Origin of the sequence: Bradyrhizobium nanningense (assembly GCF_004114535.1) — a bacterium.
GTDB classification, from domain to species: domain Bacteria; phylum Pseudomonadota; class Alphaproteobacteria; order Rhizobiales; family Xanthobacteraceae; genus Bradyrhizobium; species Bradyrhizobium nanningense.
Map to the genome: position 1 here is coordinate 362,144 of NZ_LBJC01000007.1, position 14,220 is coordinate 376,363.

The 14,220-nt window shown below is 65.4% G+C and carries 13 protein-coding genes; 8 read left to right on the plus strand and 5 right to left on the minus strand.

What is annotated here, in order from left to right; translation table 11 throughout:
• Positions 1 to 4: 4 nt before the first annotated feature.
• Complete coding sequence (locus XH84_RS05595) at positions 5 to 1,609, minus strand: B12-binding domain-containing radical SAM protein (protein ID WP_128916854.1); 1,605 nt, start codon at positions 1,607 to 1,609, stop codon at positions 5 to 7.
• Positions 1,610 to 1,947: 338 nt separating this feature from the next.
• On the opposite strand from XH84_RS05595, the gene XH84_RS05600 reads away from it, so the two are divergent.
• From XH84_RS05600 to soxA, 7 genes are all read left to right on the plus strand, one after another.
• A complete protein-coding gene (locus XH84_RS05600) occupies positions 1,948 to 2,397 on the plus strand; it encodes a (2Fe-2S)-binding protein (protein WP_164935908.1) in 450 nt (149 codons plus the stop codon).
• An 11-nt stretch (positions 2,398 to 2,408) separates the two neighbouring features.
• A complete protein-coding gene (locus XH84_RS05605; protein ID WP_128916852.1) occupies positions 2,409 to 4,595 on the plus strand; it encodes a xanthine dehydrogenase family protein molybdopterin-binding subunit in 2,187 nt (728 codons plus the stop codon).
• A gap of 54 nt (positions 4,596 to 4,649) precedes the next feature.
• A complete protein-coding gene (locus XH84_RS05610; RefSeq protein WP_128916851.1) occupies positions 4,650 to 5,921 on the plus strand; it encodes an NAD(P)/FAD-dependent oxidoreductase in 1,272 nt (423 codons plus the stop codon).
• A gap of 196 nt (positions 5,922 to 6,117) precedes the next feature.
• On the plus strand, positions 6,118 to 6,558 hold the full coding sequence (gene soxX, locus XH84_RS05615; RefSeq protein ID WP_128917173.1) for a sulfur oxidation c-type cytochrome SoxX: 441 nt from the start codon (positions 6,118 to 6,120) through the stop codon (positions 6,556 to 6,558).
• Between the two features lie 8 nt (positions 6,559 to 6,566).
• Positions 6,567 to 7,034, plus strand: a complete 468-nt coding sequence (locus tag XH84_RS05620) for a SoxY-related AACIE arm protein (protein ID WP_128916850.1) — start codon at positions 6,567 to 6,569, stop codon at positions 7,032 to 7,034.
• The gene (gene soxZ / locus XH84_RS05625; RefSeq protein ID WP_128916849.1) at positions 7,034 to 7,351 is read left to right on the plus strand and encodes a thiosulfate oxidation carrier complex protein SoxZ; all 318 of its coding nucleotides are present in this window, start codon (positions 7,034 to 7,036) and stop codon (positions 7,349 to 7,351) included. The genes XH84_RS05620 and soxZ overlap by 1 nt, the downstream gene beginning before the upstream one ends.
• Entirely contained in the window at positions 7,348 to 8,127 is a 780-nt protein-coding gene (soxA, locus tag XH84_RS05630) for a sulfur oxidation c-type cytochrome SoxA (protein WP_164935907.1), read from the plus strand. Before soxZ ends, soxA begins: the two co-directional genes overlap by 4 nt.
• Before the next feature lie 60 nt (positions 8,128 to 8,187).
• Here soxA and XH84_RS05635 read toward each other — a convergent pair whose 3' ends face one another.
• Both XH84_RS05635 and XH84_RS05640 read right to left on the minus strand, forming a co-directional pair.
• Entirely contained in the window at positions 8,188 to 8,634 is a 447-nt protein-coding gene (locus tag XH84_RS05635; RefSeq protein ID WP_245471603.1) for a hypothetical protein, read from the minus strand.
• A 112-nt stretch (positions 8,635 to 8,746) separates the two neighbouring features.
• Entirely contained in the window at positions 8,747 to 10,294 is a 1,548-nt protein-coding gene (locus XH84_RS05640; protein WP_164935944.1) for a hypothetical protein, read from the minus strand.
• A gap of 276 nt (positions 10,295 to 10,570) precedes the next feature.
• On the opposite strand from XH84_RS05640, the gene XH84_RS05645 reads away from it, so the two are divergent.
• Positions 10,571 to 11,575: a helix-turn-helix domain-containing protein gene (locus tag XH84_RS05645; RefSeq protein ID WP_128917171.1), complete on the plus strand. Its 1,005-nt coding sequence runs from the start codon at positions 10,571 to 10,573 to the stop codon at positions 11,573 to 11,575.
• 74 nt (positions 11,576 to 11,649) lie between these two features.
• Here XH84_RS05645 and XH84_RS05650 read toward each other — a convergent pair whose 3' ends face one another.
• Entirely contained in the window at positions 11,650 to 13,317 is a 1,668-nt protein-coding gene (locus tag XH84_RS05650) for a regulator (protein WP_128916846.1), read from the minus strand.
• Complete coding sequence (locus tag XH84_RS05655; RefSeq protein WP_128916845.1) at positions 13,314 to 14,027, minus strand: cysteine hydrolase family protein; 714 nt, start codon at positions 14,025 to 14,027, stop codon at positions 13,314 to 13,316. The genes XH84_RS05650 and XH84_RS05655 overlap by 4 nt, the downstream gene beginning before the upstream one ends.
• Positions 14,028 to 14,220: the final 193 nt, after the last annotated feature.

Here is a 14,220-nt window from a genome sequence, read left to right on the forward strand (position 1 = left end):
TCCGTCAAGCCGCCGTCACTCCGACATTCGCCGGAACGACGGTCTCGCCGTCGAGCGCAGCCAGGCGCGCGTCGATGGCGGCGATGACCTTGCGCGAGAACGGTCCGAGATGCGCGTAGGCCGCGATCATCTGCACGGCGATGCGCGCGGATGACGTGTCACGCTTGGCGCAGTTCATGAAGGTCTGCCAGAGCGGCCCCCGTGCCTCGGGAAGAGCGGTGACCACCTTGTACACCGTCTCCATCGCCCCTAGCCTGGCGCGGATATCTCCTTCGGCGAGTTCGGGGCGCTGCCTGGATCGGTCGAGCAGCGTCATCAGGCGGTCGACGCGTCCTGCGTAGGCCGCCGGGCTGTAGATGTGCTCCAGCACCCGCTTGTAGTCCATCAGGATGTCGCGTAGCGGGCGCACCGGATCGAAGTTGATGCCGGCCGTGCACTGATCGGCGCCGATGGTCGGCGCCACATCGTGGCCAGGATGCAGCCGGCCTTCGCGCTCCAGTCGGCGCGTGAGCTGCGTGTTCGGCAAGGCATAGAGCAGGCCGACCATGCTGACGGGGATCGCCGCCTCCTCGATAAAATCGATCATCGCTTCGGCCATCGAGACCTTCTCGTTATCGAAGCCGACGATGAAGCCCGCGGTGACGAGCATGCCGGCGGCGTAGATCTTGTGGATGCTCTCGGCGATGTTGCGCCGCGTGTTCTGCTTCTTCCGCATCGCGACCAGCGTCGCCGGGTCCGGACTTTCGATGCCGACGAAGATGCCGAAGAAATTGGCCGCCCCCATCAGCTCCAGCAGCTCCGGATCGTCGGCGAGGTTGACCGAGGCTTCCGTGGAGAATTCGAAGGGATAGCCGTGCGTACGCTGCCATTCGGCGAGCTTTGGCAGGAATTGCCGCAGCGACTTCTTGTTGCCGATGAAATTGTCATCGACGAAGTCGAGATGGCCGCGGTAGCCCATCTGGTAGAGCGTCTCGAGCTCGACGAACATCTGCTCGATCGTCTTGGTCCGCGGCACGCGCCCGTAGAGCTCGATGATGTCGCAGAATTCGCAGGTGAAGGGACAGCCGCGCGAATACTGCACACCGAGATAGAGATAGTCCTCGAACTTGAGCAGGTCGAAGCGAGGCACCGGCGTCTTGGTGACGTCGGCCTGGAATTTCGGCGCGGTGAAGACGCCGGAGCGCGCGCCACTTTCCCAGGCCGCGATGAATTGGTCGATGACGCTCTCGGCCTCGCCGAGCACCCGGAAATCGGCTCGCTCATAGAGGTGGGGGCTCGAGGTGGGATCGGGACCGCCGACCACCACCGGCTTGCCCGCCGCGCGGCAGAGCTCGATCAGGCGCAGCGTGTCGGCCTGCTGCGGCATCATTCCGCCGGTGAAGACGACGTCGGCCCACGCAAGATCCTCGTCGCTGAGGGACGCGGTGTTGCAGTCGATGAGCCGGACGGTCCAGCTCTGGGGCAACATCGCGGCAACGGTGATCAGGCCCAAAGGGGCGGCAGGGCGCTTGACGCCCATCACCTTGCAGGATTCGCCAAAGCTCCAGAAGGACTCTGCCGAGAACAGCGGGTAGAGCATCAGCACGTTGCAGGGACTCGGCACGTTCATGGAGCTCCTTTTGTGTCGGCGCAGTGTACCAAAGCGCCCGCGTCTTGCACCCCGGCAAAAGGGACAAACTGTCGCCATGGCGCAAGCCGCGATCCGGTCGGGAACCGGCCTTCACGGCCGGACGTCGCCTAAAGCCGCGAATTGGCGCCCATGGAAGAGTCGTCAACCCGAATCGATTGCGAAGGGATGAGGCAAAACAGCGCCCCGGTCCATACTCTCAAGCGGCGCGGCAATGCATCCCGGCTACCCCTCGGACTGTTGATTTGAACAGTTCCAGTTTGCCGGACACATTGCGCGCCTGAGTTCAATCGGTGGATTGGGCCAATCAGGGGACTGCGATGGCAAACCTAACAATCAACGGAAAAACCTTCACCCTCGACGTCGAGCCGGACACGCCGCTGCTCTGGGCGATCCGCGAGAATGCCGGCCTGACCGGCACCAAATACGGTTGCGGCATTGCACAATGCGGGGCCTGCACGGTTCACATCGAAGGCGTCGCCACCCGCTCCTGCGGCGTCTCGGTCGGCGAGGCCGAGGGCAAGAAGATCACCACGATCGAGGGGCTCGCCTCTGGGGGCACGCTGCACAAGGTGCAGGAGGCCTGGATCGCCCAGGACGTGCCGCAATGCGGCTATTGCCAGAGCGGCATGATCATGGCGGTGGCGGCGCTGCTGAACGAGAAGCCGAAACCGACCGACGCCGACATCGACGAGGCCATCACCAACATCTGCCGCTGCGGCACATTCCAGCAGGTGCGCGAAGCGATCCACACGATCGCCAGCGCGTAAGGAGCCGCCCCATGAACAAGCATGTTTCGCCCAAGATGAACCGCCGCGCCTTCGTCATCGGCAGCGCCACGCTTGGTGCCGGCCTCGCCATCGGCCTCGACATCCCCTTCGGCGGTCCCGCAATGGTCCGCGCGGCTGACGGCTCGCCCGAGATCGGCGCCTGGGTCGTGGTCAGGCCCGACGACACCGTGGTGATCCGCATCGCCCGCTCCGAGATGGGCCAGGGCTCGCTCACCGGCCTCGCCCAGCTTGTCGCCGAGGAGCTCGAATGCGACTGGACCAAGGTCACGACCGAATATCCGACACCGGGCCAGAGCGTCGCCCGCAAGCGCGTCTGGGGCGATTTCTCCACCGGCGGCAGCCGCGGCATCCGCTCCTCGCAGGACTACGTCCGCAAGGGCGGCGCCACCGCGCGCGTGATGCTGATCCAGGCCGCCGCCGACGCGTGGAAGGTGCCGGCATCCGAGTGCAAGGCCGAGAACAGCGTCATTACCCATACGCCGTCGGGCCGGACCACGACCTACGGCAAGGTCGCGGAAGCCGCGGCAAAGCTGACGCCGCCGGCCGAGGTCAAGCTGAAGGACCCGAAGGACTGGAAGCTGATCGGCAAGGGCGTGAAGCGGCTCGACACTGTCGACAAGACCACCGGCGCCATGATCTACGGCGTCGACGTCAAGCTGCCGGGCATGATGAACGCCGCGATCAAGGATTGCCCCGTGTTCGGCGGCAAGCTGAAGAGCTTTGACGAAGCCAAGATCGCCGGGATGAAGGGCGTCAAGAAGGTCGTCAAGGTCGGCGACACCGCTGTCGCCGTGGTCGCCGACACCTGGTGGCACGCCAGGACCGCGCTAGAGGCGCTGCCGATAGTCTGGGACGAGGGCGACAACGCAAAAGTCTCCAGCGAGTCGATCGCGAAATGGCTGGCCGAAGGCCTCGACGATGCGCAGCCGGCCTATGTCGGCAACAAGAACGGCGACGCCAAGGCCGCGATTGCGAGTGCGGCGAAGAAAGTCGAGGCCGTCTACTCGTATCCCTACCAGAACCACGCCACGATGGAGCCGATGAACGCCACTGCGCTCTACACCGCGGACAAATGCGAGGTCTGGTGCGGCACGCAGAACGGCGAAGCAGCGTTCGCGGCAGTGCTGGAGGCCTCCGGCCTGCCGGCGGAGAAGTGCGACGTCCACAAGGTGATGTTAGGGGGCGGGTTCGGCCGCCGCGGCCAGACCGACTACGTCCGCCAGGCCGTGATGATCGCCAAGCAAATGCCGGGCACGCCGGTCAAGCTGCTGTGGTCGCGCGAAGAGGACATGGCGCACGGCAAGTATCACCCGATCACCCAGTGCAAGTTGACCGGCGCGTTCGATGCCAACAACAATCTTGTCGCGCTGCACTACCGCCTGTCCGGCCAATCGATCCTGTTCTCGCTGCGCCCCGAAGCGCTGCAGAACGGCATGGACCCGGCGGCCTTCCAGGGCGTCGCCCAATCGGGCGAAGCCGCGTTCGGCTATTCGGTACCGAACCTGTTGATCGAGCACGCGATGCGCAACCCGCACGTTCCGCCGGGCTTCTGGCGCGGCGTCAACGTCAATCACAACGCGATCTACATCGAATGCTTCATGGACGAGCTGGCCCAGGCCGCAGGCCAGGATCCGCTCGAATTCCGCCGCAAGTTGATGAGCAATCACCCCAAGCATCTGGCGGTGCTCAATGCCGTCGCCGAGAAGATCGACTGGGACAAGCCGGCCCCGCAGGGCGTCTATCGGGGCATCGCCCAGGTCATGGGCTATGGCAGCTATGTTGCCGGCGCCGCCGAGATCTCGGTGACCGACGGCAGCAAGATCAAGGTGCATCGCATGATCGCTTCCACCGATCCCGGCTACGTCGTCAACCCGGCGCAGGTGGAGCGGCAGATCGCAGGCTCCTTCGTCTACGGCCTCTCCGCGCTGTTCTATGGCGGCTGCACCGTCAAGGACGGCAAGATCGAGCAAACCAACTTCGACACCTACAACTCGATGCGCATCAGCGAGATGCCGAAGGTGGAATCGGTGATGGTGCCGAGCGGCGGGTTCTGGGGCGGCGTCGGCGAGCCGACCATCGGCGTTGCAGCGCCGGCCGTGCTCAATGCGTATTTCGCCGCCACCGGCAGACGCATCCGCTCGGTGCCGCTGCGCGACCAGAATATCACCTTTGCCTGAGAAACGCCGCGGTGGCCCCGATGGCCGCCGCGGCACACTTTTCCGGACAGCCTCATGAATGTGCCGGTGACACGGCGGAATGCCGTCCTCGGCATCAGCGCCGCAGCCGCATCGCTCGCCACACCTTCGATCCTGCACGCGCAATCGGCAGGCCGCATCGTCGTGATCGGCGGCGGCTTCGGCGGCGCGGCGTGCGCGCGTGCGCTCAAGCGCGCCGGCGCGAACCTGCAGGTCACCCTGATCGAGCCGAACGAGGTCTTCACCTCTTGCGCGTTCAGCAACGAGGTGATCGCCGGCCTGCGCAAGATGGAGACGCAACATTTCGGCTATGACAAGCTCGCTGCCGAGGGCATCGCCGTCGTCACTCAGGCCGCGACGACCATCGACACGCAAAAGCGTAGCGTGACCACAGCCGATGGCACCGCGTTTGCCTACGACCGCCTCGTGCTCTCGCCCGGCATCGACTTCCATGGCGAAGCCCTGCCCGGCTATGACGACGCCGCATCGCAGAAGATGCCGCACGCCTGGAAGGCCGGCGCGCAGACGCTGCTGCTGCGCAAGCAACTGGAAGCGATGGCGGATGGCGGCACCGTCGCCATTGCGGTCCCCGCCAATCCCTCGCGCTGCCCGCCGGCGCCTTACGAGCGCGCCAGCCTGATCGCGCATTACCTCAAGGCCACCAAGCCGCGCTCGAAGGTGCTGATCCTCGACGCCAAGGACAATTTCTCCCAGCAGCGGCTGTTCGAGAAGGCGTGGAAAGAGCTTTACGGCGACATGATCGAGCGCATCGGCCTGTCGCAAGGCGGCCGCGTGACCTCGGTCGATCCGGCAACCATGACCATCGTCACCGAGTTCGGCAATTACACGCCTGATGTCGCCAACGTCATCCCGCCGCAACGTGCGGGACGCATCGCCGAGATTGCGGGCGCTGCAGATGCGACCGGCTGGTGCCCGATCGATCCCGTGACCTTCGAATCGAAACTCGCCAAAAACATCCATGTCATCGGCGATGCCTGCCTCGGCGGTGGCATTCCCAAATCGGCGTCGGCCGCAAGCGGGCAAGGCAAGGCCTGCGCCGCCGCCATCGCTAGTCTCCTCGCTGGTCGCGCGCCGGAAACGCCGCGGCTGACCGGTGTCTGCTACAGCATTGTCGCACCCGACTACGGCTTCTCCCTTGCCGGCAATTACCAGCCAAAAGGCGACATCTTCGCGGAGGTCGAGGGCGGCGCGACCAGTCCGGTCGATGCGCCGCGCGAATTGCGGGCGCGCGAAGCCGCAGAGGCGGAGCGCTGGTTTGAAACCATCACGGCGGAGACGTTTGGTTAGGACAACGATGGAACGAGCCTGCCGCCACGACCACAGTGCGCTCCCTCCCCCGCTTGCGGGGGAGGATCGGGGAGAGGGTGTCTCAACAACGAAGACTCCCCCAGAGGAAAGAACCCTCACCCGCCGCTGCGCGGCGACCTCTCCCGCAAGCGGGAGAGGCAAGAGGAGTCCGCAGCGACCTCAGTCATCCCATCTAATAACTGCAATTGCGGCATTCGCCGTAGCGAGCCGCGCCTTCTCCTCGCCTGCCAAGGCCGAGGAACTCGTCCCTTACAAGATCGTCGGCGACGGCATTCCAGCCTCGCTCACCGGTACGCCTGGCGACGCCGCGCGCGGACGCGCGTTGGTGCTCGCGCGCACGACGACCTGCATCCTCTGCCATTCCGGCCCCTTCCCGGAAACACGGTTCCAGGGCGACCTCGCGCCCGACCTCACCGGGGCCGGGAACCGATGGACGGCAAGCCAGTTGCGGCTTCGACTGGTCGATGCATCGCGATTCAACGGACAGACCATCATGCCGTCCTATTATCGCAACGATAGCCTCGTGCGGGTCGGGCGCAATCTTGCCGGCAAGCCGATATTGTCGGCCGCGGAGATCGAGGACATCGTGGCTTTTCTTGCAACGCTTCGCGACTAGGACTGTTCATGCCAACCACGCGACGACACTTCCTGAGCCTCGCCGGAGGCGTCACCGCCGCCGGGACGATGCCGATCGTCAGCCTGCGTCCGCTTCAGGCGACGCCCGCGATGCTCACCGCCGCGATCCGCAATGTCGTCGGCGAAGCACAGCTTCGCACCGGCAGGGTGAAGCTCGACATTCCACCGCTGGTCGAGAACGGCAACACGGTCCCGATGACGGTGAGCGTGGCAAGCCCGATGACGGCTGACGACCATGTCAAGAGCATCCATGTCTTCAACGAGAAGAACCCGCAGCCCAACATCGGAAATTTCTATCTCACACCCGCCTCCGGCCGGGCCCAGGTCTCGACCCGGATCCGGCTCGCCGACACGCAGAAGGTGGTGGCGATTGCGCGCTTGTCCGACGATACGTTCTGGCAAATTGCCGCCGACGTTGTCGTGACGCTGGCCGCCTGCACCGAGGAGATGAACTGATGGCCGCACTCATCAACGTTCCCGCGAAAGCCAGGCGTGGCGACGTCATCGAAATCCGCGCGCTGACCTCGCACATCATGGAGACCGGCTTCCGCCACACTGTGGACGGCAAGCTGGTGCCACGCGACATCATCACGGGCTTCACCTGCCGCTACAACGGCGCTGAGATCTTTCGCGCCGATCTCTTTCCGGCGATCGCAGCCAATCCCTATCTGTCGTTCTTCACCGTCGCCAAGGAGAGCGGCAAGTTCGAGTTCGAATGGATCGGCGACAACGGCTATTCATCCACCGCATCGGCATCGATCACGGTCGAATGAGCGTTTGGCGCGCGATAGCAGCGGCGGCCTTGTTCGCCGCGGCCCCCGCCCTGCTCGCTGGTGAAATCCCGCCCGATGCACGCCGGTCAGGCTATTCCTTCATGGGGCCCGATACGCGCGCCATGCAGGATGACGACACCTCCAATCCCGGGATGCTGTTCGTGCTCGACGGCGAACAGCTGTGGACGAAGAAGACCGGAAGCGCGGAGAAAGCCTGCGCGGATTGCCATGGCGAGGCGCGCATCAGCATGAAGGGCATCGCCGCGCGCTACCCGGCCTTCGACAAAGCGCTCGGCCGCCCCGTTACGCTCGACCAGCGCATCAATCTTTGCCGGGCCAATCATCAGCAGGCATCGCCGCTGCCCTACGAGAGCCGCGACCTCCTTGCGCTCTCCGCTTTCGTCGCGCACCAGTCGCGCGGCCTCCCGATCACCGCGGGCAACGATCCGCAGGCAAGACCCTTCGTGGAGCAAGGCCGCGAGCTTTTCATGCAGCGCGAGGGCCAGCTTAATCTCGCCTGCACCAATTGCCACGACGACAATTTCGACAGGCGCCTCGCGGGCGCGCCGATCACGCAGGGACAGCCGACCGGCTACCCGCTCTACCGCCTGGAATGGCAAACGCTGGGTTCTCTGGAACGGCGCTTGCGCAGCTGCATGAGCGGCGTGCGCGCCCAGGCCTATGATTACGGCTCGCCCGAGTTGGTCGCGCTCGAGCTCTATCTGATGTCGCGGGCGCATGGCCTGCCGATGGAGACGCCGGCCGTACGACCTTGAGCCGAGGCCCCGCCACGGTGCATCAGCGAGTCATTGCCCGCCCTCAAAGCAATTCGCAAACTATCGTTTCGAGGCTTCTGCTAGCGGCGGGGCGGCTTGAGCCGAGGCAGCCGGCGTCGCGACCGAAAGTCCATGGAGCCTCCAGCCGCCGCCGACATTCTGAAACAGCAGATCGAAATCGATCTGCAATGGCCGCGTCGGAATGGTACCGCTGAGCCGCAGCATGCCGCGGGCATTGACGTTGGGCGGTATCGACAATCGCGGGGCAAGAAGCGCTGCTCCAAACAGATCGAACTTGCGCGTCCGCAGGTCGGAGAACGCAAGCGCGAGGTCGGCCGCGCTGTTCCTGGCCTGGAATTCGGGTGCAGCAAGGTCGCGCAGCACCGAATAATTGCCGGAACGATTGGCATCGTTCAAGGTCAAGAGCGAAGAGCGGATCAGATAGAGTGCCTGCTCGATGGTGACCTGCGGCCCACCCTGCGCTGTGGAAGCCGCTGTCGGCTGCACCGCCCAACGATCGGCAAATCCGGAAGGCGATGGTTGCGTCTCCGCTCGCAGGGGCGCGGAAGCTGCGAGGAAAAGCATGCATGCGGCCAATCGTGGGAATACAACCATGCCCTCACCAGCCCATGCGCAGGCCAACGCGTCCGCCGGCGACCCGCTGGTCGGGCCCATAGCCTATTCCGCCGTTGAACTGCATGTTCCGATTGAGGCGTAGTGCCGCGTTGAATGCGAGACCGTTGGCCCGCTCGAAGGTCCCGTAGTTCATCGTCATGGCAAAACTCTCGTTCGGCAGCAGCGTCGGCACACCGGCCATGGCAAAGGCCATGGCGACGCCGCTGGTCGCCTTGCTGGTCCGGCTGGTGAGGTCGTCGAGGCGGCCGTTGATGGTGGCGAGCTGGCCATTGATAGCGCTGAGATCGCTGGTCGAGGCGATGCCGAGATTGGCGAGCGTGGTGGTCGCGAGATTGCCGGCAGCATCGGAGGTGACGAGCTGGGTCGCGCCGCTTTGCGCGGCCTTGCTCGCCGACGAGGTGATGCCGGCCATGGTGTAGGTATTGCCTGCCGTGCCGAACGTCTGCTGGTTGGGGCGCGTCGCTGTCGCGCCATTGCCGAAAGCGGCAGAGTTGGCGAAACCGGCGCTGGTATTGTTACCGACGGCGACCGCGTTGGCGCCGGCCACCGATACGGTATTGCCGATCGCGAGGGCACCTGAGCCGGTCACGGTGGCCGCGTTCGCCATCACCAGCGCGTTGGGCGCATTGACGGCGTTGCCGGAGCCGAACACGGAGGACCCAGCAGCGCTCGCGGTGGCGGCCACTGCATTGTTGGAGCCGACCACATTGACGTTGTCGCCCCGGCCGGCCTGGTTGGTGCCGTTGACGGTGTTGTTGTCGCCCAGCACGAAGCTGCCATTGCCGTTCAACGTATTGGGGTCGCCGATGGCGTAACTGCCATTGCCGCGCACGGTCTGACCGGTGCCGAACGCACCGCTGTTGGTGCCGGTGACGCTGTTGAACGCACCGACCGCGGTGCTGTTGACGCCGGTCACTGTGGTGTTGTTGCCGACAGCCGTTCCGCTCGTGCTGCCCGCATTGACGACCGCCCACGATCCGACCGCCACCGAACTGTCGGCATACGCATAACTATCCGTGCCATAGGCTGAGCTGGTCAGGCCGGTCGCGGTGCTCCGGCCGCCGGTCGCAGTTGCGAAGTCGCCGGAAGCCCGGGAGTCGGCACCCAGCGCCGTGGAGTACCAGCCGGCTGCACTGCTGTTGGAGCCAACGGCCACGGTTTGATTGCCGGTCGCACTGCTCACATAGCCGTAGGCGGTGCTCTCGTAGCCCGTCGCCGCGCTCTGCGCCCCGGCAGCAGAGGCGTGCTGACCGATCGCGAGGGCGCCATACCCCATCGCGGTGGTTTGCACGTTGGTCGCCTGGCTCGAGGCGCCGACGGCGAGAGCAGTATTGCCAGAGGCATTGCTGGAAGCACCATAGGCCGTGCCGGATGCACCGCCCGCCGCGCTGCCGGCACCACACGCCGTGCTTCCGACGGCCCCGGCAACTGCGCCGCCGGTGCTGTTGCTGGCATCGACGCAGACGAACTGCGCCTGCGCGGATGGCGCGCCCACGATCGCGGCAAGAACGAACGCCGCCACGGCACACATCGTGGCTGGCCGCATTCGCAGCCACGTCGCTTCCCTCGCCGTTCGTCCCGCCGTCTCGCCGGTCCCCCCCTCGGCCAACCATGCCGCAAGACCCATCCCCCGCGTATCCATCGCTCACCTTCACGTCATTGCAAATTGCTGGGGCCGGCAAACACGCGCGTCTGGCCCCGCGCGCGATAATATGAATATTCATGTCCGGAGACTGCGGTTCGACGGCGTGGAAACTTGCCTGATCGTCCCAATTTGCAGACCAACTGCCGAAGGGAGCGGCCTGGCATGACGAAAATCCCGTATCTGCGCTTCGATACGGCGGAGCTGCCCGCCGCCGAGCGGATCGACCGCTACCGCGCGATTCTCGCGCATTACGACGTGTCGGTCCCCGACGGCACGAACCGGGACGACTTCGAGGTTCTCGCCGAAGCCTGGCTGCTCGGCGGTCTGGTCGCCGCATCCACCCGGATGGGGCCGGTGCGCTTCACCCGCTCCGCCGCGCTGGCAAAGGCCGATGGCCGCAACTCCTTCGCGCTGCTGCTGCTCCGTCGCGGCGCCTGGAGTGGCGAGGTCGACGGCGAGCCGATCTCGGCCGGACCCGGCCAGGTGCTGGTGCTCGACCTGACCCGGCCCTTCGACGGCATCGCCACGGCGACCGACACCATCAGCCTCGACGTCGAGCGCGATGCAATCGTCAGCGCCGCGCCCGATGGCCTCGACCTGCACGGGCTCGTCCTCGACGGCGCCGCCGGCCGGGTGCTCGCCGATCAGATGGGGCTCCTGCGACGACGGCTTCCGGCGATGGACGGGGACGACGCACCCGAGGCGGTCCGAACGACGCTCGGGCTCCTGCGCGGATGCTTTGGCATGGCCGAGCGGCCACGCGAGCAAGGGCTTGCCCGGCGCGACATCGCCGTCCTTCATCGTGCCAGCCGCTTCATCGATCAGAACCTCGGTCATCCCGATCTCTCGGTGACGACCATCTGCCGCGAGATCGGCGTGTCTCGCTCGGTGCTGTATCGGGTCTTCGCGCCGCTCGCGGGCGTCGCCGATTACATTCGCGGGCGACGGCTCGAAGCGATCCATGTGCTGCTCGATGACGCCGACGAGGATCGCTGGAATGCAGAGATCGCCGCCGAATTCGGCTACGTGAGCCAGGCGCATTTCAGCCGCAGCTTCCGGCAGCGCTTCGGCTACTCGCCGCGCGCAGCGCGCGACTCCCGCGACCTTGCAGCCGCGGTCGAGGCTGGTCCGGAGCTCTTTCGCGAGTGGATCAACCGGCTGGGTTGACTTGCCTTGGCGTACGGTCCGGAAGGAAACGGCCGGCAACATGACGTCACCGGCCGCAATCTCCTTCGCTTCTCCTACTCCGCCGGCGCGGCCGACATCTCCGGATGCGCGGCATAGTGGTCGCTGGCGCCGAGCTTGCTGGCCGCGAACAGGCCGGCGGCCATCGCGGCATAGGCCAGCGCGACAGCGGGCGTGACGCCAAATCCGCCGCCGATGCCGACGGCCTCGCCATGCATGAAGCCGAAATAGGTCAGGACCGCACCGACCAGCGCGAAACCTGATGCCTTCTCGAAATCGCGCTCGATGATGAAGACGCCGATCGCGCCCAGGATGAGGCCGCCGAGGATGGAGCCGCCGCCCATCACCTCCAACCCCCGGTAGAACACGCCCTGCTGCGGCAGCGCGGCAATCGCGGCAGCCTTCACGGCGTCGGCCTTGTCGGCGGCCAGGCCGCCGACGGACGTCGCTGCCATCATGGTCGAGCCCAGCATCGTGTCGATCTGGAGCTTGGCCCAGGCGGCAAGATGCGGCGTCAGCGCCAATACGATCGCGGGCGCGTGCTTGATCGGCGTGGTCTGGAACGCCTGCGCGCCGATCAGCATGCCGATGTAAAGCAGGATCGGCGAGATCGCGACCACGGGCACGAGTGCCAGCAGCACCGAGATGATGCCGAACCAGGCCAGCACGATCACCATGAGGCCGGTTGCGGCCGAGTAGCCGATGCGGCCGCCCATCGCCTTCCAGCCGGGATGGCCGATATAGACCGCGTTGATGAAGGGATTGCCCATCAGGCAGCCGATCAGGCTAACGACGCCGTCGGCCGTGAGCACCCGCGTGGTCGGATATTCGTCGCCGGCGGCTTCCGCGCTCTCGACATTGTCCATGGCCTCGACGAGGTCGTAGATGCCGAATGGAATGGCGGTGACGAGAATGATGCCGAGGAATTCGAAGCCGGAGAAGACGTAGCCCAATGCGGGAAGCGGCACCGAGAAGCCGAAATTGGCAAATGCTGCGCCGACGCCTTTGAGGCTCAAGCCGCCAAGGCCGAGCCCGAACAGGTTCGAACCCCAGGCGATGATCATGCCGACGGCGATGGCGACGAGACCTGCGGGAATACCGCGCGGATATTTCACGCCGCCGAACCAGCTCACCAGGATGATGGCAAAGCAGACCAGACCGATCTGCGGCGTCATGTACATCTCCAGCGCCGGCCGCATCGAGATGAAGGTGACGGAAACGCCGGCAAGCGTTCCGAGCAGCGCCGCGCGCGGCGTGATCCTGCGAATGAACGGCGCAATGAAGCCGCCGATCATGAGAATGAAGCTCTGGAAGAACACCCAGACCAGGCCCGCCGACCAGCCCTTGAGCGGATCACCGGTCTTCAGGGTGATCGGCAGCATGATCACGAAGGTGACGATGAACATGTGCGGCACGCTGACGCCCGAGGGCAGCGCGCAGACATCGTTGCGGCCCGTCTTCTGCGCCAGACGGTAGGCAAGGTAGGCGTAGTAGAAGGTCGAGAGGCACATCATCAGCCCGAGCGCGGGCAGGATGCGGCCGAACACCAGACTGTCCGGCATCTTCAGGACGAAGCGCAACAGGCCCGTGAGCACCAGCATGTTGACGAGGATGTTGGTGCCGAAGCCGAAAAACGCGTTCCAGTCGCCCGATGTCCATAGTGCCGGCTTGAACTCGGACGTATCGATCTCAGACTTGCCGGCCGTCCCCGTCAATGTGCTCATGATCGTTCCCCTGATGTGGTCGAAGTCTTGATTGCCTCCAGAACTGCGGCCGAGTCCGTGACCCAGCCGAAGATGCCGCCTTGGGCCTTGATCATCTTCAGGCCCATCTCGTGAAACTCGGGGAAGTAGGACGCGCAACCGTCCGACATGACGACGCAGCGGTAGCCGCGGTCGTTGGCCTCGCGCACCGTGGTGTTGACGCACACTTCGGTGGTGACGCCGCACACCAGCAGGTTCTCGATGCCGTATCTCTCCAGCACGTCGCCAAGCTCGGTGGCGTAGAACGCGCCCTTGCCGGGCTTGTCGATCACGACCTCGCTGTCGAGCGGATAGAGCTCGGGGATGATGTCGTGGCCGGCTTCGCCGCGAATGAGGATGCGGCCCATCGGGCCGGGATCGCCGATCCGCAGCGACGGCGCGCCGCGCTCGACTTTCGCCGGGGGCGCGTCGGAGAGGTCGGGCAGATGGCCTTCGCGGGTGTGGACCACCAGCATGCCGGTGTCGCGCGCCGCCGTCAGCACCGCGCCGATCGGCTTCACCGCGCGCGCAAGCTGACTGACGTCGTTGCCGAGCGTCTCACCGAAGCCGCCGGGCTCCATGAAGTCGCGCTGCATGTCGATGATCAACAGCGCTGTCGCTGACCAGTCGAGTCTGATCGGCTCGGGCTCGGCGCTGATGACGCCCAATGTCGGCTTGCTCAAGTCCAGCATGACGCCCGCCCCTCGCGAGAACTGCGCCAGGAGTTCTGCAAGCGGCGTGCCATTGTGTACAATTGCGGTGGGGCGCGGGCGGCGATGGAATTCGTTGCGTAGTCAGAAGGTTACGCCGGCGGTCGGCGTCTGCTTATTCCCTGTGCGACGGCTTCGCCGCGTGCATCTGCTCAAAGGATGGGCGCTCTCCGAA